The following is a 25417-nucleotide window of genomic DNA, read 5'->3' as shown; positions in this document are numbered from 1 at the left end:
TGCCTCACTCGCTCTATCCTCTAATTCAAATACCGGCCAGCGCCGCCAACATATCATCGCGCTGGATCACCTCTTTTTCCTGCAGCAAGTCGGCAAGTCTGTCCAGCTGAGCGCGCCGGCCGGCCAGCACAGCCGCCGCCCGATTTTCGGCCTCCTCCAGCAATGCGCCGATTTCGGCGTCGACCGCGCGAGCAGTCTCTTCGCTGTAATTGCGCTGCTCGCCGACATCGCCGGGCAGAAATTGCAATTGCTGACGTTGGCCGTAGATCCTCGGTCCCAGTTTTTTGCTCATGCCCAAGTAGCACACCATGTTACGGGCGATTTCGCTGGCGCGCTCCAGGTCGTTTTGCGCCCCGGTCGAAACGCTACCCAGCGCCGATTGCTCGGCGGCGCGGCCGGCCAATAGGATGGCCAACTGATCTTTCAACTCAGCTTCGGTGGACAGATATTTTTCCTCGACCGGCAGTTGCAATGTGAAGCCCAGTGCCGAGACCCCGCGCGGAATAATGGAAATTTTATGCACCGGCTGGCCGGTCGGCAAGTTTTCCGCGACCAGGGCGTGCCCAGCCTCGTGGTAAGCCACCCGGCGTTTTTCGTCCGGCCCCAAAATGCGATTTTTCTTTTCCGGACCGGTCATCACGCGATCGATAGCGGCCTCGAAATCGGCCATCGTCACGGTTTCCCGGCCGCCGCGGGCAGCCAGGATGGCCGCTTCGTTGGCGATATTCGACAAGTCCGCGCCGACGAAGCCCGGCGTGCGCTTGGCAACGGTCTGCAAATCCACGTCATCGGCCAAACGCATCGCCTTGCAATGCAGCGTCAAGATCGCCACCCGGTCGATCAAATCGGGTTTATCGACGACGATTTGCCGATCGAAGCGTCCGGCGCGCAATAAGGCCTTGTCGAGGATTTCCGGCCGATTGGTCGCGGCCATCACCACGACGCCGGCAGTCGCGTCGAAGCCATCCATCTCGGTCAATAACTGGTTCAGGGTTTGTTCGCGTTCGTCGTTGCCGGGCATGGCCATCGGTCCACCGCGACTGCGGCCGATCGCATCGAGCTCGTCGATAAAAATGATGCAAGGCGCTTTTTGGCGGGCCTGCTCGAACAAATCCCGCACCCTGGCCGCGCCGATGCCGACGAACAGCTCGATGAATTCCGAAGCGCTGATGTTAAAAAACGGCACCTCCGCCTCGCCGGACACCGCCCTGGCCAACAGCGTCTTGCCGGTACCCGGCGCGCCGACCAACAGCACCCCTTTCGGCATCCTGCCGCCCAGTTTTTGCAGTTTCTCCGGCGACTTTAAAAAGTCGATGGTTTCCTTCAGCTCCTGTTTGGCGCTTTCGGCGCCGGCCACGTCTTCGAACGTGGTTTTGACCGCTTCTTGTTGGATTCTGACCTTGTTGCCGAGGTTCAGAAACGACCGCCCCGCCCCGCCGGTCATTTTCGGTAACAGCCACATCCAGATTCCGGCGAAAATCGCTAGCGGTATCACCCAGTTAAACAGCAGATTGCTCAGCCAATTGTCGCCGCTACGCACCACGTATTCGACCCGGTGTTCCTGAAGTTGCTTTCCCAAGGCGTCGTCCCACAGCGGCACGGTAAAAAACTGCTTGCCCAGAACCTTGTCTTCGGTCTTGAGGGTACCGTTGATAAAGCGTTGCGTCACCACGGCTTTTTCGACTTTGTTGTCGTTGACCAAGGCCAAGAATTGGCTGTAGGGAATTTCGCGGCCTTCGATACGCTCGCCACCGGCCAGTATCGACAGCAATAGCACGCCGACCAAGGCATACCAAAACCAGCGAGGCGACCTAGGCTTATCACCGTCGGCGGCGGGCGCTTGCTGCTTCCAAGCCCGATAATGGTCTTGCAACCACGCCCAAGCCGCCGACCACAATTTCGCCAGCGCTTCGATTACTTGCTTACCCGTCATGACCACCCCCGGTTATTGGTTATTATCTCGGAAAAAATCGGTTCTTCGTCGCATCCCGTGCTCGATCAAGTCGACAGCCTACCAGACTTTCGGACCGGCGCGAGTTCGTCGCCGCGCGGCGCCATTCGGCGTCCGGATTCGTCGGCCTAATTTCCGAAAAACTCGGCGGTCGTAGTGCCGAAACCAGGCGCGTGACAAATTCTTAGTCGATTTGTCGTCTCTCCGACACAAGCCGCTTCGGATATCTTAGGCTTACGGCCTCGGTAAGCCTTCCCTGATTTTACCCACATGTCAACAAGTTACGGCGTTCGGTGCGCAATGCCGCCACAAGCGGGACGCTTGGCCCCGATTTTGTATGGCCGAGTACATGACCAACCATTCGCAGCCGACAGCCGACCCCAGCGAACACATTTTTCCGCTGCCTGGACGCCAACTACCGCCGAAAGCCGGTATCCACCCGATGGCGGCGATTTCGCCCGGCCGGCGCTACCCGCTCAATCCGAATTTTGCGAACATTGCCGGCGGCATCGATGGCCTGATCGGCGGCTACCGTTTATCCCTGGACAGAGCCGAGATCCTGCCGATAGTTCCGAACCAAGGCACTGCTCACGGCTTCGTCTGGGACGAGGGCCGCCTGCCGGTCGGCGTCGCGACGGAGTTGGCCGCGTCACACGTCGGCGGCGGACGCAGCCGCCTGACCTTGCACGCGGCTACTCTGGAAGGACTCGAGGTCAAACTGATTCAGCAACTACCGGTGTTGAACATCACCCCGAGGTTTGCGGTGGAGTGGGAAACCCGCGGCCACGGCGCACAGCTCGGCGTGGTGCAGCTAGTCGAATCGGCCCGCACCGCCCATTTCGCCGACGGCGGCAGGTTGAATCTGCTGAATACCGCGAACGCCAATGCCGGGCCGGTTTTATATCTGGACGACCCCGGTGCGCCTTCGCCAGTCATTCCGGTGTGCGGCTTTCAAAACGCCGATGAAACCAGCCGCTTCGAGTTCAGCGAGTCGGTGCGCCAACCGATTTACGCCGAATTGGACGGCCAACCGGTCGCGTCTATCAGCGTCCTGGAGCAATACACGCTGTACTTCCTAGCCAACGCCGCGCCCGACCGGCCGGATGATTTCATTTGGACGCCAGTGCATTTGCCGATCGTTTGGGGCTGGAGCATACGAGTGCAACAACGCTTCGACGGCGTTTGGGACATATTTCGGCGTAAGCTGATCGTGCCGACACCTTCGACCGAAGCGCCGCCGTTACCGACCTGGACCGACAACAGCCTGCGTTGCCGGACTCCGTTGGATGTCTGAACTGTTGGAGGTTGCGATCGTCGGCGCCGGATTGTCCGGCTTGGCGCTAGCCGAACGGCTATCCGCCGCAGGCCGCGCGGTCGGCGTATTCGAAGCCCGCGACCGCTGCGGCGGACGCATATTGTCGGTGCCGTTGGCGAACAATTTAACGGTCGATTTAGGCCCGACCTGGCTGTGGCCCGGTAGCCAACCACGCATTGCCGCGCTGTGCCGTCGACTGGGATTGACATTATTTCGCCAAGCCGACGCCGGGCAAAGTCTTTATAAAATCAGCGCGGACACCGTGCCGGTCGGCTATCACGACCGGCAAACCCACGCCGATGCCTGGCGCATTCAAGGCGGCTGCGCCGCATTGATCGATGCGCTGCTAGCCAAGCTCGCCGACATCGATATCCGCCTGAATCAAGCGTTATTGCGAATCGTCGACCGCGACGATCACATCGAACTGAGCTTTTCGACCGTCAACGGAACCGACACCGTCCGAGCCAAACGCGCGGTCTTGACCGTTCCGCCGCGTTTGATGGCCGAACGAATCGCCTTCGTTCCGGCCCTGTCGGCCGACTTGTTCGAAGCATGCCGGGCCACCCCAACCTGGATGGCCGGCCACGCCAAGGCGGCAGTGGCCTATCCGAGCGCCTTTTGGCGCCAACAGGGCTGGTCCGGCAACGCGGTGTTGCCCTACCCCGGCGCGATTTTGTCGGAAATTTACGACGCCGAAGACCCGCGGGGCGAATTCGGCGCCCTATTCGGCTTTTTTGGGATTCCGGCAGAATTTCGCGACCGTTATCGCGCTCAGTTACCCGGCTTGCTGACTCACCATTTGTCCGAGCTCTACGGTCCAGACGCGGCCGAACCGTTACGATCGACGATACAAGACTGGAGCATGGAGGCCTATACCGCCACCGCGCTGGACCGGCTGCCGCCGATAGGCCACCCCGATTACGGCCACCGTTGGTTGCAACTCGACCATTGGACCGACAAACTTTATTTCGGCGGCACCGAAACCGCCGCCGAGCACGGCGGCTATCTGGAAGGCGCGCTGGTCGCGGCGGAAAGAGTCTACGCCGCATTAACCTGAACCCTTCCGGAGTCACGATGACCGAACACCCCGTAAACACCGAAAGTCTGGCGCGTTTTGCCCGTCAGGCCGCAGAGATTAAAAGCGCCGCCCGATCCAGTTACGACCGCCTGCTCGCGGCGGATTTATCGCGGCAACGTTGGGACGGCTGTTTTCAACGCAATGTGCTGGCGGTGCTGGCGCAAGTCTACGACCAGGCTGCAAACGTACTACAAACGTTGCCGTTTGCCCCGGACCCCACGCCATTGGATAGGGGCATGTCCGCGCTGACCAAATTGGTGCTGGCCGAGTTCGACGGCTTTATCGAGACATTCCTCGCCTATGTCGTGGATAAACACCGCACTTCCTGCGCGTTGTCTAACTTCCCCGACGAACACAAACCCGATCGGGATTATCTCGAGGTGGTGAAACGCGATATCGCCCAGTTATGGCGGGAGTTTGCGGTCAACGTCAACAACCGATTTCTCGCCTTAACGACGGAGTAAACCATGAAGTTTTACATGACCCCCGGCTCGTGTTCGACCGGTATCCACATTTTGTTGGAAGAATTGGAACTGATCTTCGAAGTCTATCCGGTCAATTTGTTGGCCGGCGATCAACTAAAACCCGAATATCTAGCGATCAACCCCAAGGGGACGATTCCGACGCTGGTGCGCGACGACGGCGGGACGTTGACCGAGTTCAGCGCAATCGCTTACTGGCTGGCACGCCGTTACCCCAAGGCTGGCCTGTTGCCGGGCGATGCCGACGGCGACGCCCGCGCGATAGAACTGATGGCACACGCGGTCGGCACCCTGCACGGCGCCGGTTTTGCCCGGATTTTTACGCCGGAAAAATTCGCCAGCCAATCCGCCGACATCGACGCGGTCAAAGCGCAAGGCCTGGAGATCGTCCGGCGCGGATTTGAGGTATTGAACGACAGTTTACCGACGGAAGGCTACGCACTGGGTAAGTTCAGCATAGCCGACGCGGCCTTGTTCTACCCCTGTTTCTGGGCCGATAAAACCGCCATCGAGCTACCGGAACGTTGCGATAACCACTACCGCCTGATGCTGACCCGGCCGGCAGTCCGGCAAGTGTTAATGGAAGAAGGTTATCGGGTTAACTAAGCAAGTCACCCGTAATTACCCGCCGGGCTGGTTGATCGCTCGGCTTTCGACAAGCCCGGTTGTCGGCGCTGACGGCGGCTTTCTCCTGCCTTTTCTAAGGCGCACTTGGGATAAGCCGAGAAACTTGCATCGGAACGCGATATTCGTGGCGTTGTCTTGGGTATTTCTTCTTCGCATGAAACGCCCTCGATATGAGTAACGCCGTCGGCGCGACGAAGTTGTCGCACTCCCACGATGACTTTCTACTGACTTCAGCTACTTTTTTTTACCGCAAAGTCCGGTTCCAGACTCGGGTCGCGATCAGTCGGCACACCCGGCCCTTTCCGTCACCCGCAACAATTCGCAAGACAATTATCGGTTTTTCAAGGAAAATACCGGGGATTTTCAACGTTTCCGCGTTACATGTACAAATACGACGGCCTGGTTATCCACCAAAGCCACGACGAAGAGGGCATCATCGAAGTCGTCGATAACGATGGGGTTCGAGCTCTGCATTTCGGTTCGCACGCCCGGCAAAGCTCGATGTTGATCGCCGAACCCGACCGCCTGCATTCCTTATACGCTCGCGCGATGATGGCCGGCCTGCTGTTTCAGCCGCCGCCCAGGGATACCCTGCTAATCGGCTTGGGCGGGGGCACGATCGCCAAGTTTCTGCTCCATCAATTTGCCGACTGCCGGGTGCGGGTGGTCGAGTTTCGCGGCAGCGTTTTAAAAGTGGCGCGCAGCCATTTCAGCCTGCCCTTCGATGCCCGCTTGAAAATTAAAATCGGTTGCGGCGCCCAACACGTCAGACAATATTCCCGCGAACATGGCGAATGCCACGATCTGATCATGATCGACGCCTATGACCACGACGGCATGGCCCCCGAGGTCAGTAGCGAAGCCTTTTTCGACGCCTGCCGAACCTTGCTGACCCGCGACGGTCTGTTGGTCATCAACCTTTGGGGTACCGACAAGCCGATGTTTCAACAAGTCAGTTGGAATCTGGGCCGGGTGTTCAACTGGCGGATGCTGTTTTTGCCGGTGCGCGGCCGCGGCAACGTGATCGGCTTTGCTTTCGCTGATCAAACCGCGAAACCCACTCTAAAAAATTTGATAGACCGAGCCAAGCACCTGGAGCAACGCTATCAAATCGAATTTCCGACGTATCTGTTGGACTTAAAACGCCACAATCCCAACGTTTTCAACCGGATCATCAAACCGTGATACACAACGCCCCCAACCTGTTCGGCTACAAAAAATACTGGGCTCACCGCTTCGGCCCGGCGCCGGAATTGCCGATGAGCCGCGCCGAAATGGACGCCTTGGGCTGGGATGCCTGTGACGTGATATTGGTGACCGGCGACGCCTATGTCGATCATCCCAGCTTCGGCATGGCGGTGATCGGCCGGGTGCTGGAGGCGCAAGGTTTCCGGGTCGGCATCATTTCTCAGCCGGACTGGCAGAGTGCCGACGATTTTCGGAGGCTCGGCCCCCCCAAGTTGTTTTTCGGTGTCACCGGCGGCAACATGGACTCGATGGTCAACCGCTATACCTCGGACAAGAAAATCCGTTCCAACGACGCCTACACCGCCGACGGCGCCGCCGGCAAACGCCCGGACCGCGCGGTCAATGTGTATGCGCACCGCTGCCGCGAAGCGTATAAAAACGTGCCGATCATCATCGGCGGCATCGAAGCCAGTTTGCGCCGCATCGCCCATTACGACTATTGGTCCGACAAGGTGCGCAAGTCGATCTTGCTGGATTCCAAGGCCGATTTGCTGGTGTACGGCAACGCCGAACGGCAGGTCGTCGAAATTGCCCATCGCTTGGCTAAAGGCGAGAGCATTCACGATTTGAAAGGCATCCGCGGCACCGTGCACTTCGTCAAACAAGTGCCGCAAGGTTGGCTGGAAAAGGATTCGACCCATTTCGACAAGCCCGGCGCGGTCATCGTGCACCAAAATCCGTATCAGGAGATGCCAAGTTGCGAATCGGCACCGGTAGCGGCTGAAAGCAGCCTGGCCGATAACGAACAAGTCATCCAATTCAAACCGATCGCCAACAAAAACCGCGCGCAAACCGTGATTCGCCTGCCCGATTACGACGCGGTCAAGGACGATCCGATTTTGTACGCCCACGCTTCGCGGGTGATGCACGGCGAAACCAATCCCGGCAATGCCCGCGCGCTGATCCAACGCCACGGCAATCGGGAAGTGTGGATCAATCCGCCGCCGCTACCACTGACCACCCCGGAAATGGACGGCGTGTTCGACTTGCCGTATTCACGGTTGCCGCACCGATCTTATGGCAAGGCCAACATTCCTGCCTTCGAGATGATCCAGCATTCGGTGCTGATCATGCGCGGCTGTTTCGGCGGCTGTAGTTTTTGCTCAATCACCGAACACGAAGGCCGCATCATCCAAAACCGTTCGGAAGATTCGATCATTCGCGAAATCGAAGCCATCCGCGACACCTCGCCCAACTTCACCGGCCACATTTCCGACCTGGGCGGACCAACCGCCAACATGTGGCGGCTGGCCTGCAAGGACCCGAAAATCGAGGAGTCCTGCCGCAAGCCATCCTGCGTTTATCCCGGCATCTGCCACAACTTGAACACCGACCAGACGCCATTAATTAAGCTGTACCGGCGCGCCCGCGCGCTGCCTGGCATCAAAAAAATCTTCATCGCTTCCGGTCTGCGTTACGACATCGCCGTCGAAACCCCGGCCTATGTAAAAGAGTTGGTGACTCACCACGTCGGCGGCTATCTAAAAATCGCGCCCGAGCACACCGAACAAGGCCCGTTATCGAAGATGATGAAACCCGGCATGGGTACTTACGACCGCTTCAAGGCGATGTTCGACAAATACTCCAAGGAAGCTGGCAAGGAACAATATCTGATCCCCTACTTCATCGCCGCCCATCCCGGCACCACCGACCAGGACATGCTCAATCTGGCCCTATGGCTAAAACGCAACGGATTCCGCGCCGACCAAGTCCAGGCCTTTTTGCCCTCGCCTATGTCGATTGCTACTGCGATGTATCACTCCGGTAAAGACACCTTGCACAAAGTTGCCCGCAACAGCCCGGATATCGCCATCCCCAAAAGCATCAAACAACGGCGCTTACATAAGGCTTTTCTTCGCTACCACGACCCCAAAAACTGGCCATTGCTGCGCGACGCGTTGAAGGACATGGGGCGAGCCGATTTAATTGGTAACGGCAAACAGCATTTGGTGCCGAGTTTTCAGCCAAAAAGCGATGGTCAAGCCAATAAAACCAGAGGCAAAACCACACCGTTTAAGACCAAATATCGCCCATGATTCACTACGAATTTTACAATGCAACACAAACAATGTTAAAAAACATAACTTGAAATAAGATGAGCACGACAAGCTGAAATAAAAACCCAGCATATTGATTTAGTTTAATCCCTCTTAGAGTTAAACTATTTAAATTTCCGCTAATTATACAGCCCTTTATAGATAAAAATGAGGCCAAACAATGTATGCCATTGAATTTGAGACAGAAATAACAAACAAATATATTGAATTACAAGACTATGAAAAACTAATCAACAAGCATGCAAAAGTCATTGTGCTTGTAAAAGACCCCATTATAGACACATCTCAAGCAGACAAAATTGAATATTTCAAGACGCTAATTAACACCAGAAAAAACTTACCCCCTGTAGAGAATAAAGTAGATATTATAAAACTGTGCAACGAGGCGGACAGTGATATTTTTTGACACTAATATTCTGATATATGCCTCTATCAATCAAGACAGCGCAAGACAACAAATCGCTGACGAGAGAATTTTATCAGCGTTAAAAAATAATAAAATCACCATATCTCCTTTGGTTTTTACAGAATATATTTTTGTCCTGTCCAAGTTAAAACAGATTGAACAGCAACAAAAGAACATCGAATTTTTCAAAAGTCTATCAACCGGCTCCATCAACACTGACATGGTTTATGCAGCTTACAAACTATGCTCATCAATAAATTGCTGTAAAAGTATCAACGACGTTATTCACCTTAAATTTGCTGAACAACACTGTAATAAACTGATTACTTTCGACAGCGACTTCCAGACATTAATACCTCACACTGGCTTGGAAATAGAAATACTGGCTTAGAAGCAAATGAATTAAGCGCAGAACAAATTCGAATCGATGGCTACCAGTAAAAATAAGCTGCCCCCGGATAATTTTCTACTACACTTATCCGACGCCCAAGCTTAGAACACACTAACTAAGACAGACTGTCGCAAAACCGTTCAACAACAAGCCACCAGTTAATCATCAAGATCGAATGACGACCCGACAACAAACCATCATCACACCCAATAAAACCCTTGGCGACTCGGGGCGAGATGGCGGTCATCAAACCATCAATAACCACGGTGGCATTTGACGTAATCACTCAATCTCCATCACTGATACTACGCTTGCGCAAATCTCTAGATCTTTGCTCCGCCCAACAAACAGTTTACCTATCAGATGGCAAAGCCAAATCACGAATCGATAGTTCTATGCAACTAATACACGCACTCAAGTGGTCTTTTCTGTCGGAAATTGCGTCTAAAGCAATCCAGCCAATTGTATTTGTAATACTTGCTCGATTACTTACTCCTGAGGACTATGGTATAGTAGCTGCTGCATCAATGGTAATCAGTTTCTCCCAAATATTTTGGGAAGCCGGTACGAGCAAAGCTCTCATTCAATACCAAGGAGATAGAAATGAGGCGGCCAATGCCGCGTTTTGGATCAACATCACTCTCGGCATCCTTGTCTCTAGCGCCTTGCTAGCACTCTCAAATTTGATTTCAGAGAACATATTCCACGACCCAAGAGTCGAATTGGTCATTGATGTCTTGACGCTACAAGTCATGCTTTCAGCGCTGACATCCGTCCACATAGCTTTATTACAGAAAGACATGCAATTCAAACATCTGTTTTGGGTACGGCTAGTCACTGTAGCTATCCCAGCGATTATTTCCATTCCATTGGCATGGCATGGCAAGGGGTATTGGGCGTTGATTTCCGGCACATTGGTTGGGCAGTTAATGCAGGTATTAATAATATGGCAAATCAGTTATTGGAAACCTGTCGTCGGTATAGATATAAACATCGTAAAACAACTTTCGAACTTTGGTGGCTGGGTTGCCACAACCGGCCTTCTGTCATGGTTTTATATCTGGGCCGACTCGTTAATTATCGGCCTGTATTTAGGCTCGCATGAATTAGGGTTATACAGAACTGGAAACGCGATTGTTACGATGATATATGGATGCATATTCGGACCGCTAATGCCTGTACTCTATAGCCATTTCTCCGAAATACAAACTGATAGAGAACGCGTAAGAACTACGTTATTCAAAGTCATTCAGATTATAACCTTCTTATCTATTCCCATGGCGGTATTTTTATTTACGAATGCTTCCTTTATCTCAAACGCGCTATTCAGTGAAAAATGGAAAGGAATAGAATTGGTAATTTCAGTAATGGCCCTGATGCATGGTTACTCCTGGATAATTGGCGCAAACGGCGAGGCCTATCGTGCGGTAGGCGCTCCCGCAAACGAAACAATTACCATGTCTTTGACGCTTGTTTTTTATATAGTTGGCTATTTCTTGAGTATTCAGCACGGCTTACAAGCATTTATTTGGACAAGACTAGCCCTGGCTCTAGCGGCCTGCGGCGCACACCTTTGGGTGGCCAAAAGAGTCGTCAACCTCAACATAATACCCACTGTAACTTATGTGGCTAAAATCAGTCTAGTTTGTCTCCCTTTAGTCGCAATTGCTCACGCCCTCCAATGGTCGAATATTGCTTCTTATGAAACAAAAAATATTTTAATCGATATAATTTTATTATTTATATCCCTCTGGGCTGTAGAGAGACGCGGGCTTATTCAAACCACCCTGACATTGGTAGCAAAAAGGCATTTAAAGTGATTAAAAAAGCCGTTAAGCGCTTGGCTAATTATGTTATTTACAGGGCAACGCGCTTACTGATAACGCTAAAAGTTTTCCACCGAGTCCACGCTAAAAAAGCATATAACGACGATTTCAACCGACAAACATTCCGTGAATCAGTAATAAGCTTTATATCAAGCCTAAGCTATGACACCAACTTCCAATATAAATATTCTACTTCCTGTAATAAACCTACACTATATGCCTCTGCGTATGCCTGCATGACGCTTTCCTTGCTTGGGAAACTGAATGACTTGTCTACCCAACAAAAAGCTCAATGGATAGCATACTTTGATAGTTTCCAAGATGCGAATGATGGTTTATTTTACGACCCTGTTGTTGATTCACAATTATATCGAACCGCCGATTGGTGGGGAAGTCGACATCTCGCGTTACACATGATTAGCGCTTACACAAACTTGGGTGGAAAACCCAAATATCCATTTTATTTTCTCGAAGATTACTACGACGCAGATAGAATAAAACAATGGCTCGACAGTCATGAATGGTCAAAGTCCTGTACTCATGCGGATGACATAGATAATAAAATCATGAATATTGGTTGCTTATTGCAGTATCAGCGAGACGCGTGGAACGACGATAGAGCACGAGCAGCCGTAAATTACCTTCAAAGCTATCTGCTATCGCGCATCAACAAGCAAACCGGCATGTGGGGCCATTTTGATACCAATAATCCCGACCAGCTATCAAGAGTGGTTCAATTTGCTTACCATTTATTTCCACTTTTCTTCTATGATGGCATTCAAATTCAACACCATGCCTTAGTGGTCGAACATGTATTGGCGACTCAAAATAAACTAGGCGGATTTGGTGTACAAATAAATTCAAGTGCGTGTGAAGATATGGATTCAATTGATATACTAATTCGATTTTCACCTTTTACCAAAAATCACAAGAAAGAAATAGACATTCGGCTATATAAATCATTAAACTGGATATTATGTAATCAAGTGGATGACGGTGGTTTTGTCTTTCGATTATACGAAAGATTTACCTATGGACATTCACAAATGTCTAGCAAACCAAACGAAGGATCGATGCTGTCAACTTGGTTTAGAGTTCTATCTATTGCTTACCTAGACAAGCATTTTGAAACGCCGCACAATTTCGTAATAAACCGCTGTCCAGGCTACGAATTTTAACTATAGCAATGAAAAGAATAACATCGTCAGTTAAAGAATTGTTTCTCAAATTGACCAATTTTCAGTTAAGCTTGGCATTTAGGATTCAATCTCATCTAACAACTCAAGAGAAAATATACCTAAGTAATTTAGCAAAAAATAAATCGATTATATTGGAAATCGGATCATATCTCGGCGCATCCGCTTGTTGTTTCGGCAACGCATTAAAAAAATCGAACTGTGGCGTGATTTATTGCGTTGACACATGGAATAACAACGCAATGACGGAAGGTCTAAGAGATACTTTTTCTGAATTTACTAAAAACATCGCACCTTATGCAAACCTCATTATTCCAATGCGAGGTTTCAGCACAGAAATGGTTGAAGAGGTGGCGACTCAGACAAACCACCTTGATGTGTTATTCATTGATGGGGATCATTCTTACGAAGGAGTCAAAGCGGATTGGGAGGCGTATAAACATTTTTTGATGCCTGGCTCTATCGTGATCTTTCATGATTGGGGGTGGGCGGAAGGCGTACAAAGAGTAATTGAAGAAAATGTCAAACCGGTAGTCGGCAATTTTGGTTGTTTACCAAATATGTGGTGGGGCACTATCAAATATGCCTTATGCTAAGTGTCATTATACCGACGCGAAATCGCGCTAATTTATTACAGCTGGCATTACAGTCATTGGTGTCTCAAACGTTATCCGCCGAACAATTTGAGATATTAATAATTGATAACGGATCGACTGACGCCACGAAGCAGATTTCAAATTCATTTCGGCAGCAATTAAAGAATTGTCGGTACGTTTTTGATCCTGCTCCCGGACTACATGTAGCTCGCCATCGTGGATTACTGGAAGCGCGGGGCGATATACTAGTCTATGCGGACGATGACATACAAGCCACACCTTTCTGGCTGGAAGCCATTGCTGAAAATTTTGCCGAACCCAGTGTGGCTATGGTGGGAGGGAACAATTATCCTATTTTCATGGCCCCGCTTCCAAAATGGCTGGAAAAGCTTTGGCACCAACCGCTATTCGGTGGGCAGTCAATTCCGGCTTTAAGCATACTTTCTCTTCCGGAGGGCCGACGTGAATTCAGTCATTTTCTGGTTTGGGGATGCAACTTTTCGATACGAAAACAAATATTACTAGCAGCTGGTGGCTTTCATCCAGATGCCATGCCCCAGGAGCTGATTCGATTTCGAGGAGATGGCGAGACGCATGTATCGCAATTTATTCTAAATCAAGGGCTGATTTGCATGTTTGATTCCAGAGCAAGTGTGCACCATGCCGTGCCTCCTGAACGCATGACTATAGACTACTTTGGGAAACGCGCATTTCTCCAAGCAATATCGGACTCATATACACAACTCAGGAGCACGCACCAATCTAATCAGAAACTTTCTCTGCCTGAAAAGTTGACAAGAAAAATAGTAGCATCAATTAAGACTATCCGCGACAGACTTCCAGCCTTTAAATGCCATGACGACGAACTGCATTTATTGAATCAAGCCATAACAGAAGGATATAAAAAAGGTTTTGCTTATCACCAGAAAGCGTATCAAATCGATCCGGAAGTTCGCGCCTGGGTTCACAAGACAAATTATTATTGAACCTGATTTAAGCATGGTTTTAATTCGCGGTCTCATCCAAATAAATATCAAGAGGTAATTATATGATTGATCGGATTGAAAGCAACGGACAAGAACTCGCGGTTATCATTCGCCATTCTTTTAAAAAAGAAGGCATCGAATTTTTTACGCCTGGCACCTATTCCCAACAGATCGGTTATATGAATCGACCGTCCGGGTACGTCATCCCACCTCACGTACACAACCCCGTAACACGGGAAGTCCACTACACTAACGAAGTATTGTTCATCAAGAGCGGCAAATTGCGAGTGGATTTTTATAGCGAACAACAAGTGTATATAGAAAGCACTGTCCTGGAAGCTGGGGATGTGATTTTATTGTCAATCGGTGGCCACGGATTCGAAATGCTCGAGCCGACAGAAATTATCGAGGTAAAACAAGGACCTTATGCTGGTGATCAGGACAAAACACGTTTCGATGCAATCGCCCAGAATCAAATCAAATTGAGAGATGTAAAATGATTCCCGTTAACGAGCCATTGCTGGACGGCAACGAAAAAAATTACCTGTTGGAATGCATAGAAACCGGCTGGATTTCGTCCGAAGGACCTTTTGTCAAACGTTTTGAAGAGGAGTTTGCCAAACGAATCGGACGCAAACATGCCGTTGCAGTGACAAACGGTACAGCGGCACTTGATATTGCAGTCGAAGTGCTGAATATTGGTAAAGGTGATGAAGTCATTGTTCCAACTTTTACCATCATTTCGTGCCTTCATCAAATCATTAGGTCTGGCGCGACACCGGTGTTAGTCGATAGCGATCCCCTAACGTGGAACATGGATGTCAAACAAGTAGCCGCTAAAATCACACCGCGTACGAAGGCGATCATGGCTGTCCATATTTATGGCTTACCGGTTGATATGCTGCCGTTACAGACTCTGGCGCAAGAACATGGACTCAAGATTATTGAAGATGCCGCCGAGGCCCTTGGACAGGCATATTGCAAAAAATCTTGTGGCAGTTTTGGGGACATCAGTACATTCAGCTTCTACCCGAATAAGCATATCACTACCGGGGAAGGCGGTATGGTGGTCACGGACGACGACCATCTCGCCGAACAAGCACGCAGTTTACGCAATCTATGTTTTCAACCCGCAAAGCGTTTCGTACATGACCGCTTAGGTTGGAACTATCGCATGACCAATATGCAAGCCGCACTGGGTATTGCGCAATTGGAACGACTTGACGGATTTATCAAACGCAAACGCGAAATAGGGCTGCTCTATAGCAACTTATTATCCGACGTAAAAGGATTACAATTGCCGCCAGTACAAACCGCTTATGCCGAAAATATTTTTTGGGTGTTTGGAGTGGTATTAGATAAATCTTTGGCGATTGATGCCGCACATGCCATGAAACAGCTTTCTACCAAAGGGATAGGAACACGACCGTTTTTTTATCCCATGCATATGCAACCCGTGTTCAGAAAGATGAATTTATTCAACAATGAAAGTTATTCAGTCGCGGAAACATTATGTAAGTATGGGTTTTATCTACCCAGTGGATTAGCCTTAACCGACGACCAAGCGCGGGAAGTTGTACAGGCAGTTTATGAGATCGTGCGATGAGCTTCGTTTTTGATAGTTATGCCCGCTATTATGATTTACTCTACATTGACAAGGATTATGCAGCAGAGGCGGAATATGTCGTCTCGCATATTCACCGTTATAAGCCACAGGCAAAAACCATTCTGGAACTTGGGTGCGGTACCGGAGCCCATGCCGTGCATTTAGCACGAAAGGGTTTTAATGTAGTCGGCGTAGACATAAGTGATAGTATGCTGAAGCGCGCGGAGATACGAAAAGCGGAATTACCAAAAGAAATTTCATCTAGACTCACTTTTCTGCAAGCCGACGTGCGTACTGTACGATTAGAAGAATATTTTGACGCGGTAATTTCACTGTTTCATGTTATTAATTACCAAACTACAAATACCAATTTAGAAAATACTTTTACAACAGCAGCATCTCATTTAAAACCTGGCGGTGTTTTTTTATTTGATTTTTGGTATGGGCCAGCAGTATTAACTCTACAACCCGAGGTACGAGTTAAGCGTTTTGATGATGAAACCGTCAAAATCACCAGAATTGCGGAGCCCGTAATGCATATCAATAAAAACATAGTTGATGTTAACTATACTATTTTTATCGAAAACAAGTTATCGGGTGCAGTAGAGCAATTGTACGAAACTCATAAAATGCGATATTTGTTTTTACCAGAACTGCTAACGTTTCATAGTTCTAAGTTCCAGGAGTTGATGAGTTGTTCTTGGATGGATGATAAAGAACTCGATAGCCAAACTTGGTCTGGAATCCAGATTTTACTAGCTAAGCATTACGAATGAAATTAATAGCCTTTCTTGAGGACAAAATAACCATAGGCGGAGGGTTTAACCAGTCGTTAAATGCCATACTACAAATGAACAAGATCGGCGAAGGTAATTTTGATTTTGAAATATATACCGTTCACCTTGATAACGTCGAGCATTTGGAAAAACTAGGACTAAGCGCCAAGTTATTGAAGCTTTCATTTATTGACCGAATTGTTTTTCGGGCCACGCGGAGTCTTCTTGGCCAAATCTTACTCGATCATACCAACTTCTGCTCTCCGTTTGAGAAAACACTGATAAATAACAATGTTGACTTAGTTTATTTTTTAACCCAATCTTCAACTCCCGGAGCGTTGAAAAAATTAAACTATATATCAACAGTATTCGACTTGTGTCACAGAGACATGTTGGAATTTCCAGAAGTAGGATATTCTAACGAGTTTTTTAGCAGAGAAAACCACTTTAAAAGAAACTTGTCCCGTGCGTTTTTAATTACAACCGACTCAATTCAATTATCCAACTCCATAGAAATACGATATGGAATAGATAAAAAAAGAATATTATCGTCACCTTTCTCGCCATCTCCTTTCATAAAAAAAGAACAGTCAATTGATACGGCTTCGGTATTAAAAATCTATAACTTAGAAGAAGGGTATTTCTTTTACCCAGCTCAATTTTGGCCACATAAAAATCACGCTCGCATTTTAGAAGCCTTGAGCCACCTTAATAGTATTGGAGTAAAATTCAATATCGTATTTTCCGGAACCGATAAAGGTAATAAGCAACACATTATCAACTTGGTGGAAAAATATTTACTCACCAAACAAGTGCATTTTGTAGACTTTGTCCCGCCCGAAAATATGAGAGGATTGTACGAAGGATGTTTAGCCGTGGTAATGCCAACCTACTTTGGCCCGACTAATTTACCGCCACTTGAAGCGTGGACACTCGGTAAACCATTAATCTATTCTTCTCATTTGGAGAGCCAGGCCAAAAATGCCGCCATCTATGTTAATCCAGACGACCCAAAACACTTAGCGGATGCCATGATTGCTTGCACCGATCCAAAAATATGCGCCACCCTTGTAGAAGCTGGGTATGAACGTCTTAACCAGATGCGGTGCGAACAAATTGAATCTGAAAACAGTCTAAAGAATCTATTGCTTGAATTCAAGCAAAGACGTAAATGCTGGTCTTAAAATGACAACCAATAAAACTATAATGATCAAATATGCCATCGAAAGAACAATACGTTTGGCTTTTAATACTATTGGCTTAGACTTACATAGGATCAGACCAGATATTTCTTCATCGGATAAATTGTCCAAAAGTCTATTCCATTTCAACATTGATACTGTATTTGATGTCGGTGCTAACATCGGTCAATTTGCAAGATCGCTTCGCCAAGCAGGTTATAAAGGAAGAATCATCAGTTTTGAACCATTATCGGAAGCACATGAAAAACTTCGCGAATATGCTAAAGACGATTCCGACTGGTTAATCCATCCTCGTGCAGCTTTGGGCGATAACAATGGCGAATTTAATATCAACATAGCCGGTAACTCGGTATCATCCAGCTTACTAGAAATGACTGCGTTGCATTTAAACTCAGCTCAAGACTCAGGCTATATTGGCACTGAAAAATGTACGACACAGACTTTGGATTCAATAGCATCTAAATATATAACCAGCAATAATAATATATTCTTGAAAATTGATACACAAGGTATGGAATGGGAGGTGTTGAATGGTGCCGTTAACACATTGCCATTTATTCAAGGCGTCATGCTGGAGGTGTCTTTTGTCGAACTTTATTCAGGCCAAAAATTATGGAAAGAAATGATCGAGCATCTTGAAATTGAGGGGTTTAGTATTTGGTCGATTGATCAAGAATTTACCGACCAAAAATCCGGCAAGACCTTACAATGCAATGTCGTCCTCTATCGACCATAAATAATTACACATCAATATCGATGAAGGCGCTACTGAAAGAACTTCCACTACCTAATGAAAACAAGAAGGGTTGGCCATGGACACATGAATCTAAACTTATTCTTGATGCTCGCTCAAAAGACAGTCCGTGGCCAAAAATAAGCATTATTACACCGTCGTTAAATCAAGGAAAGTTTATTGAAGAAACAATACGCTCCATTCTATTACAAAACTACCCAAATTTGGAATATATTGTCATTGATGGTGGCAGCACTGACAATTCAATTGAAATAATAAAAAAATACGAAAATTGGATACACTACTGGGTTAGTGAGAAGGATGAAGGCCAAAGCCACGCTATCAACAAAGGATTGGAGGCCTGTACCGGCGACATAATTGCGTGGGTTAATTCAGACGACACGTTTGCAAACGATACATTATTTTACGTTGCCGATAAATTTAATTTGAACGATGCCAACTGGTTAATAGGCATAGCTAACATTATCGATGAGTCAAGTAATCGTGTGGGTTTTCGCAATCCGCCGAAAGATGTTACGCAGGAAACTTTTCTATGTTGGACTGGGAATTGGTTCCCGCAGCAATCTACGTTCTGGAACAGGAAAATGCTGGAGTTAATAGGACATCTTGACATTTCTCTTCATTATGTTATGGATGTTGACTTATGGTGGAAAATGACGAAGCGTACCTCGCCAATTATTGAAAATAAAGTACTATCCAACTATCGAGTTCATAATAAGTCAAAAACCGTTTTTGACAACGAAAAGTCCAACCAAGAACTCGCATCATGGATTTACAATAATTTCATATTAAATGCAACCAATAAATACGACAATTTCATTCATATCCTACATAGACAAATTTACCTTCAATCCTTAATTGATCGCCTGAAGAATCATATTATACTCGGTAATGTCATTAAATTCTGGGGCAACTATATTAATTCATATTTTAGCAAGCTTTAACCCCCGCTGACTATTGTAATATTTATATTATGAAAAATATTGCTGTTATCAGTAAATCGGACGCCACAGGCGGAGGCGCCAGCCGGATAGCTGGCGGCTTAGTTCAATTACTAAATAACGATCATAAATTTGAAGTACATCATTGGGTTGGTCGCCCAGGTATTAATTCCGATTGGTACACGTTTAAACTACACGGCGGGCAATGGCTTTCACTGATACAAGGTGCTTTATCAATAGCATCCAGGACTATTGGACTTCCGGACTTTATCACCCCAGAGCTTTGGATTCATTTACAGCGTAAAACGGTTGACTATGATCTTTATCATTTTCATGATATTTCATTTACATTTTCCCCTTTGGCGCTTTCTTGGCTTGTAAAACGCAAACCTATTATATGGACATTCCATGATTGCTCACCATTTACAGGTGGTTGTATATATCCCATGGATTGCAAAGCTCACTACGATCATTGCAATAATTGCCCACAATTAGATTTATTACCTTTGGGTACGTCAATTGATTTTACTGGCTATATGCAACAGTATAAACGGCGATTATTGCAACAATGGCCGATTGTGCCTATATTTCCGTCGAGATGGCTGGCCACCGAGGCAATGAAGGCCGTCGATTTCAAGATTACCCCGGTTGTAATTCCTAACTATGTGGATACAAATATCTATAAACCATTGGATAGAGGAATAGTTAAAACCATTCTTGGCCTGCCCCAGGATCGGTTTATTGTTTTATTAACTGCAACAAACTTATCAGAAGCTAGAAAAGGCTCGAATTTAGCTATTGAAGCATTAAAGCAAATGAATCCACCGCCGTTTGTTTTAGCGATAGGAAAATCCGATAAAAATCAATTGGACTTTTTTCAAGGATTGAGCTTCTATAGCACAGGCTATATATACAACGACCAGCTTTTAGCCCAATATTATGCAGCAGCAGACGTATTTCTTTTCCCAACACTTGCTGATTCATTCGGTTGTGTTGCTATTGAAACCATGGCTTGCGGCACACCGGCTATTGCATTTGCAACTGGCGGAGTTCCAGAAATTATCGAACACAACAAAACAGGTTGGTTAGCGAAAACCGGCGATGTACAAGGTTTAGTCGATGGCTTAAATTATGCCGTTAATAATCCGAAACTATTAGCTGCATGGCGTACTGCCGGTCTGCAAAAAGTACAAGAACGCTACACGAAGGAACTATTCTTGGCGGCACATTTAAAAATTTATCAAAAAGTTCTAAATAACGATTATGCAGACCTCTAAAGTTGCAATTGTCATCGTAACATGGAATAAAAAAGCGTTCGTTTTGGAGCTGCTAAACTCATTAAAACTTCTTAGTTATCCAAATTACGACGTGGTTGTGGTCGATAATTGCTCTACCGACCAAACAAGCGACGCTATCGCGGAATATTTTCCAGACACCATTATCATAAAAAATCCAGAAAATACCGGAGGAGCCGGCGGCTTTAATATAGGCTTGCAATACGCACAAGATAACGAGTATACCTATTGCTGGCTACTGGATAACGATGTAATCGTCGATAAAGATGCATTATTGTATTTGGTCAATACTTTGGAAAGCACTCCAGATGCCAGCATCTGCGGTTCACAAATATTAATAGTCGGCAGTGACATTGTTCAAGAATGCGGTGGCAATATTAACTGGAACAAGGCCAACATTACATTAAACAATCATGGCAAACCCAGGCATTTAGATAAATCGACATCCGGCACTATCGAGGTTGATTACTGCGCTGCTTGCTCCATGCTCGCCAGGATGACCGATGTCAAACTTTATGGAAAAATCGATCCGGAGATGTTTATCTTCTGGGATGACATAGAATGGTCAACACGAATAAAGTCCTTCGGCAAAATGATACTCTGCAACACAAATTCTGTTGTTTGGCATCATTTCAATGGCTACAAGCCATCCAATGCGTGGAGGGTCTACTACAGAGTTAGAAATAAGTTATATTTTTTCAACAAATACTCAAAATCTAAAAGTGCCCTAGCCAAGCTTTTAGCAATTTACGAAGAACTGCAGGAATTTTACCACTACATGGGGATTGTCGATTATTCTTATTCTGTTGAATCAGCCATTACTGATTTTAAAAATGATATTCGAGGAAAATGGCCTTCCCAGGCTTACATCCCAACCACGGCCACACACTTTAAACCAGATATAATTCCCGATAACAATTATTTGGTAATTTATGATCATAATTATGGTCAACTAAGCTATTCAGCATTTGGCGATAACACAATACATTATGTCATAGACACCAATTTGTCCGCCACTAAGTTTTCGTTAGCGTTATTAAAATCGATTATTAGGCCTTCTATCGCAGTTGGCAATCAGTTAAATATATTTATGCTATTTTCTAGCTTTGCTATTCTCTTAACAGAAAACGGATCACGCGTCATTAAAAACAGCAAAATTAAAAACACAGCATTTATTATTTATCGCTGTATTTTTTTTGCTGGAAAATATATTTCTCAATTTAAATGAGAATTGTTTTCCTATGCAAGCGCCACTATATGCAAAACGACGTCATCGACGACCGTTATGCTAGGCTTTACGAACTGCCAAAACAATTAGCATTAATTGGGCACAATATCCGAGGAATTTGTCTTGGCTACCATCGCTGCACTTCCGGTCATTTTATACACATAAATAATAGCTCGAATTCTTTGGAGTGGCATGGCTTCGATGCCGGCAGGTTAATAGTCCCCGGTTTGCCGAGGTACTTTGCCAACACATTTTTGCTTATTAAGCAATTTAAACCGGATATTTTATTGGGTAGCTCCGACTGTCTTCATGCCGTTATAACCGCTCTATTCGCCAAACTTTTTAAGATACCCTATTATCTCGATCTTTACGATAATTATGAGAGTTTCGGGCTGGCAAAATTGCCCGGACTTTTGTCTTTATATCGTCTGGCGATAAGAAACGCCGAAGGCATTAGTTGTGTCAGCGAACCACTTTCAAATTTTATCCGGCAGCGATATCAGCATCACAACGTTATCACATTGGAAAGCACGATCGCTGGCAATGACTTTTTTCCACAGAACAAAACTCTATGCAGGCAACACCTGAATTTGCCTGCTCATGCAAAACTAATTGGCTTAGCCGGTTCGCTGGACAAAAATCGCGGTGTCGATTTGCTCTACGCCGGCTTTTTGCAATTAGCCGATAACGACAGTTCGGTTCATTTAGTGTTGGCCGGACCAACTGACCCTAGCTGCCCTATCCCCAATCATCCGCGAGTTCACTATTTGGGTCTATTGGCGCATCGTCAAATTAACGGCTTTTATAGCGCGCTTGACTTGGCAATGATTTGTCTGCGCGATAGCGAGTTCGGCCGATACGCCTTTCCGCAGAAAACCTACGAAATTCTCGCCACCGAAACGCCGGTTTTAGCCACGAATGTCGGCGCGGTGGGACAAGTTTTTCGCGATCACCCGGAATGTTTATATACACAGGATGATCTGGCCGACTTCTGCAACAAGGCTAGTTATTTATTGAACTCCGGCTATACAGTTCGCCTGCCGATTCCGAGTTGGGCAGACCAAGCTCGTCGCCTTATCGAATGGATTAACTCATGATAGCGGATATTCTCATCGTTGGCGCCGGGTTTGCCGGCGCTGTGATTGCACGGCAGTTGGCCGATAGCGGGCGGTTTAACGTGAAAGTGATCGACCGACGCGACCATATCGCCGGCAACGCTTACGACCCTATTAATCCCGAATTTAATTTACGGGTTCACCAATACGGTCCGCATATTTTTCATACCAACGATCAGCGAATTTTCGATTACTTGTCGCGTTTCACCGAATGGTTGCCTTACCGACATCAAGTTCAGGCCTGGGTCGATGACGTGGGTTATGTGCCTTTGCCGATTAATCGAACCACCATTAACCGTGTTTATTCGCAAAATTTCGCGAATGAAGGCGCGGTCAGAGCGTTTTTAAACTCGTTGCGGATTCCCTATGAAAACCCAAGTAACGCGCGACAAGTAGCGGAAAACGTATTCGGCCCGGATTTAACCGAGTTATTTTTCGGCCGTTACACGCGTAAGATGTGGGATTTGGATTTAACGGAATTACCGGCCGAAGTGTTGAAACGTTTGCCGATACGCTATGACGACAACGCAGATTACTTTAACGATAGTATTCAGGCTATGCCGGCGGATGGTTATATCGGCCTGTTCAAAAAGCTATTGGACCACCCGGCGATTTCCATTGTTTTAAATTGCGAATTCGATAAAGCTATGGAACACGAGTATTTCCACGTATTCAATTCGATGCCGATCGATGTTTATTTCGATGAATGTTTCGGGCGCTTGCCTTATCGGTCCATCAAGTTTGAGCATCAATTGGTAGCGAAACATCATCAACCGACACCCACCATAAATTTTACCGATGACGGATGTTATACCCGGCAAACCGACTGGCGTTTATATCCTGGTTGTAATTTAGGCGCCGAACAGGTGTTGCTGACCAAGGAAATGCCGTGCCGCGACGAGGACAATCGTTTCGAGCGCTATTATCCGGTTAAGACGGTATCCGGCGAGCCGCAACAGTTATATAAGCGCTATAAAGCTAAAGCGGAACAACTGAAGCATATGACCTTTATCGGCCGTTGCGGCCAATATATTTATTACGACATGCATCAAGTGGTCGCTAATAGCTTGAAAATCGCCCAAGTTTTCTTGGAGAGGGCTAGCTAACCGCATCCACACTTACAAGTTTCTGGTAAACCGTCGCAAACGTCTCGGAAACCGCTTTCCAATCGTATTTACTCGCGGTGATTTTCCCCGCGTCACTCAATCGTTGACGATATTGCCGATCTTGAATCAAGGTCGTCAGGGCTTCGGCCAATTGTTCCGGACAATTAGGCTCAACCAAAATACCATTCACGGCGTGTTCGATCACTTCGCCGATTCCGCCGGTTCTGGTGCTGACCACAGGTACCCCAGCCGCCATGGCTTCCAGCAATATAACGCCCTGCCCTTCGGTATCGCCGCTCGAATCGACTATCGACGGGGCAACAAATATATCGGCATTTGCGTAGTGGTCCGGTAACTCGTGGTTCGCGATTCGTCCGAGAAATGTCACATGGTGCGAGATACCCAAGCGTAGGGCTTGCATTTCGAGCGCTTGCCGTTCCTCGCCATCACCAATAATCCTTAGCTCGACTCGCTCGTGTAACTCATTTGGCAGCCGGGCGCACGCCATGATTAAATCGGTCACGCCCTTCTTTTCGACTAAGCGACCGATGAACAACACCACGTATTTTTCGGGATGACTTTTATCGGTCACTATCGGTTTAGAAACCGCCGCGAAGCAGTCGAAGGGTATGCCCATCGGTAAAATAACCGCACCGCAATGCTTGCAAGCCACTGCTCCGGCCGTCGCCTGGGTATTGCTAGTCCAAGCCGATGCCTGCTGGACGGTCCAGCGCTTTATCGCCGCCAGCCCAGGCCCAGTTAATCCGAACGCATCCGCGCCATGCGCGGTGACTAACACCGGGATCTTAAACAGTTTGCCTAACACCACAGCCAGTGTGCCTTGCGGAAAAATCCAGTGGGCATGAAGCAACGTGGGTTTATCACGGACGATTTCTCTGGCGGCGCGGAAAAACATCGCCGCGACGAACCCAGGCACCTGAAAAATCAGCGTCGGTCTAACTCGCAGATTTGGCAATATGCCAGAACCGTACGCCAGCGCCTGTTTACGTCGATTGAAACTGTAACGAAAATGCTGGAGGGAAACGGCGGAGTCGTATGAACATTGATCCGGATGATCGGGTGCTAACACCCGAATATCGAAATTTTGTTTGGCAAGCGCTTCGGCCAAGTAGCGTAGAAAAACCGATGCACTATCGTTTTGGTAGCGCGGGTAGCTTGAGGTTAGCCAAAGAACACTCGGCTTTCGAGCCTCGGCTTCGGCTGTCATAAAATTG

Annotated in this window: 24 protein-coding genes; 22 read left to right on the top strand and 2 right to left on the bottom strand. The window is 47.6% G+C overall.

The window, feature by feature from the left end; translation table 11 throughout:
- Nucleotides 1–25 precede the first annotated feature (25 nt).
- Entirely contained in the window at nucleotides 26–1933 is a 1908-nt protein-coding gene (ftsH, locus tag BJL95_RS07360; RefSeq protein ID WP_071156705.1) for an ATP-dependent zinc metalloprotease FtsH, read from the bottom strand.
- A gap of 367 nt (nucleotides 1934–2300) precedes the next feature.
- Between ftsH and BJL95_RS07355 the strand changes: the two genes are divergently transcribed.
- The 22 genes from BJL95_RS07355 (at nucleotide 2301) to BJL95_RS07250 (ending at nucleotide 24182) form a co-directional block, all read left to right on the top strand.
- Nucleotides 2301–3245, top strand: a complete 945-nt coding sequence (locus BJL95_RS07355) for a hypothetical protein (protein WP_071157055.1) — start codon at nucleotides 2301–2303, stop codon at nucleotides 3243–3245.
- On the top strand, nucleotides 3238–4323 hold the full coding sequence (locus BJL95_RS07350) for an NAD(P)/FAD-dependent oxidoreductase (protein WP_071156703.1): 1086 nt from the start codon (nucleotides 3238–3240) through the stop codon (nucleotides 4321–4323). Before BJL95_RS07355 ends, BJL95_RS07350 begins: the two co-directional genes overlap by 8 nt.
- Before the next feature lie 17 nt (nucleotides 4324–4340).
- Nucleotides 4341–4808 carry a hypothetical protein gene (locus BJL95_RS07345; RefSeq protein ID WP_064029692.1) on the top strand — a complete coding sequence of 156 codons (468 nt, stop codon included), beginning with the start codon at nucleotides 4341–4343 and terminating at the stop codon, nucleotides 4806–4808.
- A gap of 3 nt (nucleotides 4809–4811) precedes the next feature.
- Nucleotides 4812–5432, top strand: a complete 621-nt coding sequence (locus BJL95_RS07340; RefSeq protein ID WP_071156701.1) for a glutathione S-transferase family protein — start codon at nucleotides 4812–4814, stop codon at nucleotides 5430–5432.
- 402 nt (nucleotides 5433–5834) lie between these two features.
- A complete protein-coding gene (locus tag BJL95_RS07335) occupies nucleotides 5835–6638 on the top strand; it encodes a spermine synthase (RefSeq protein WP_071156699.1) in 804 nt (267 codons plus the stop codon).
- Complete coding sequence (locus tag BJL95_RS07330; protein WP_071156697.1) at nucleotides 6635–8737, top strand: YgiQ family radical SAM protein; 2103 nt, start codon at nucleotides 6635–6637, stop codon at nucleotides 8735–8737. The genes BJL95_RS07335 and BJL95_RS07330 overlap by 4 nt, the downstream gene beginning before the upstream one ends.
- A 181-nt stretch (nucleotides 8738–8918) precedes the next feature.
- Nucleotides 8919–9164: a hypothetical protein gene (locus BJL95_RS07325; RefSeq protein WP_071156695.1), complete on the top strand. Its 246-nt coding sequence runs from the start codon at nucleotides 8919–8921 to the stop codon at nucleotides 9162–9164.
- A complete protein-coding gene (locus BJL95_RS07320) occupies nucleotides 9151–9555 on the top strand; it encodes a type II toxin-antitoxin system VapC family toxin (protein WP_071156693.1) in 405 nt (134 codons plus the stop codon). The genes BJL95_RS07325 and BJL95_RS07320 overlap by 14 nt, the downstream gene beginning before the upstream one ends.
- Nucleotides 9556–9791: 236 nt before the next feature.
- Nucleotides 9792–11375 (top strand): lipopolysaccharide biosynthesis protein, encoded by a 1584-nt coding sequence (locus tag BJL95_RS07315; RefSeq protein ID WP_083385760.1) that lies wholly within the window; start codon nucleotides 9792–9794, stop codon nucleotides 11373–11375.
- The gene (locus BJL95_RS24520; RefSeq protein ID WP_139306163.1) at nucleotides 11372–12559 is read left to right on the top strand and encodes a hypothetical protein; all 1188 of its coding nucleotides are present in this window, start codon (nucleotides 11372–11374) and stop codon (nucleotides 12557–12559) included. Before BJL95_RS07315 ends, BJL95_RS24520 begins: the two co-directional genes overlap by 4 nt.
- Before the next feature lie 8 nt (nucleotides 12560–12567).
- Nucleotides 12568–13173 carry a class I SAM-dependent methyltransferase gene (locus tag BJL95_RS23760; protein ID WP_083385758.1) on the top strand — a complete coding sequence of 202 codons (606 nt, stop codon included), beginning with the start codon at nucleotides 12568–12570 and terminating at the stop codon, nucleotides 13171–13173.
- Nucleotides 13125–14159 (top strand): glycosyltransferase family 2 protein, encoded by a 1035-nt coding sequence (locus tag BJL95_RS07300; protein ID WP_139306162.1) that lies wholly within the window; start codon nucleotides 13125–13127, stop codon nucleotides 14157–14159. The genes BJL95_RS23760 and BJL95_RS07300 overlap by 49 nt, the downstream gene beginning before the upstream one ends.
- Nucleotides 14160–14221: 62 nt before the next feature.
- Nucleotides 14222–14659 (top strand): hypothetical protein, encoded by a 438-nt coding sequence (locus tag BJL95_RS07295; protein WP_071156683.1) that lies wholly within the window; start codon nucleotides 14222–14224, stop codon nucleotides 14657–14659.
- A complete protein-coding gene (locus tag BJL95_RS07290) occupies nucleotides 14656–15765 on the top strand; it encodes a DegT/DnrJ/EryC1/StrS aminotransferase family protein (RefSeq protein WP_071156681.1) in 1110 nt (369 codons plus the stop codon). Before BJL95_RS07295 ends, BJL95_RS07290 begins: the two co-directional genes overlap by 4 nt.
- A complete protein-coding gene (locus tag BJL95_RS07285) occupies nucleotides 15762–16541 on the top strand; it encodes a class I SAM-dependent methyltransferase (RefSeq protein WP_071156679.1) in 780 nt (259 codons plus the stop codon). The genes BJL95_RS07290 and BJL95_RS07285 overlap by 4 nt, the downstream gene beginning before the upstream one ends.
- Nucleotides 16538–17725, top strand: coding sequence for a glycosyltransferase (locus BJL95_RS07280; protein ID WP_071156677.1), 1188 nt, complete (start codon nucleotides 16538–16540; stop codon nucleotides 17723–17725). The genes BJL95_RS07285 and BJL95_RS07280 overlap by 4 nt, the downstream gene beginning before the upstream one ends.
- On the top strand, nucleotides 17691–18479 hold the full coding sequence (locus BJL95_RS07275) for an FkbM family methyltransferase (protein ID WP_254786715.1): 789 nt from the start codon (nucleotides 17691–17693) through the stop codon (nucleotides 18477–18479). The genes BJL95_RS07280 and BJL95_RS07275 overlap by 35 nt, the downstream gene beginning before the upstream one ends.
- Nucleotides 18480–18499: 20 nt before the next feature.
- Entirely contained in the window at nucleotides 18500–19441 is a 942-nt protein-coding gene (locus BJL95_RS07270; RefSeq protein WP_071156674.1) for a glycosyltransferase family 2 protein, read from the top strand.
- Between the two features lie 29 nt (nucleotides 19442–19470).
- On the top strand, nucleotides 19471–20715 hold the full coding sequence (locus tag BJL95_RS23755; protein WP_083385754.1) for a glycosyltransferase: 1245 nt from the start codon (nucleotides 19471–19473) through the stop codon (nucleotides 20713–20715).
- The gene (locus BJL95_RS07260) at nucleotides 20702–21961 is read left to right on the top strand and encodes a glycosyltransferase family 2 protein (RefSeq protein WP_071156670.1); all 1260 of its coding nucleotides are present in this window, start codon (nucleotides 20702–20704) and stop codon (nucleotides 21959–21961) included. The genes BJL95_RS23755 and BJL95_RS07260 overlap by 14 nt, the downstream gene beginning before the upstream one ends.
- Nucleotides 21962–21990: 29 nt before the next feature.
- The gene (locus BJL95_RS07255) at nucleotides 21991–23058 is read left to right on the top strand and encodes a glycosyltransferase (RefSeq protein ID WP_175463661.1); all 1068 of its coding nucleotides are present in this window, start codon (nucleotides 21991–21993) and stop codon (nucleotides 23056–23058) included.
- Complete coding sequence (locus tag BJL95_RS07250) at nucleotides 23055–24182, top strand: FAD-dependent oxidoreductase (RefSeq protein ID WP_071156667.1); 1128 nt, start codon at nucleotides 23055–23057, stop codon at nucleotides 24180–24182. Before BJL95_RS07255 ends, BJL95_RS07250 begins: the two co-directional genes overlap by 4 nt.
- Here the strand turns inward: BJL95_RS07250 and BJL95_RS07245 are convergent.
- Entirely contained in the window at nucleotides 24175–25410 is a 1236-nt protein-coding gene (locus BJL95_RS07245) for a glycosyltransferase (RefSeq protein ID WP_071156665.1), read from the bottom strand. The two genes, BJL95_RS07250 and BJL95_RS07245, sit on opposite strands and share 8 nt — an antisense overlap.
- Between the last annotated feature and the right edge of the window lie 7 nt (nucleotides 25411–25417).

Source organism: Methylomonas sp. LWB (assembly GCF_001856095.1).
Lineage (GTDB): Bacteria > Pseudomonadota > Gammaproteobacteria > Methylococcales > Methylomonadaceae > Methylomonas > Methylomonas koyamae_A.
Note: the sequence above shows the minus strand (reverse complement) of the source record. Positions and strands in the feature narration are given on the sequence as shown.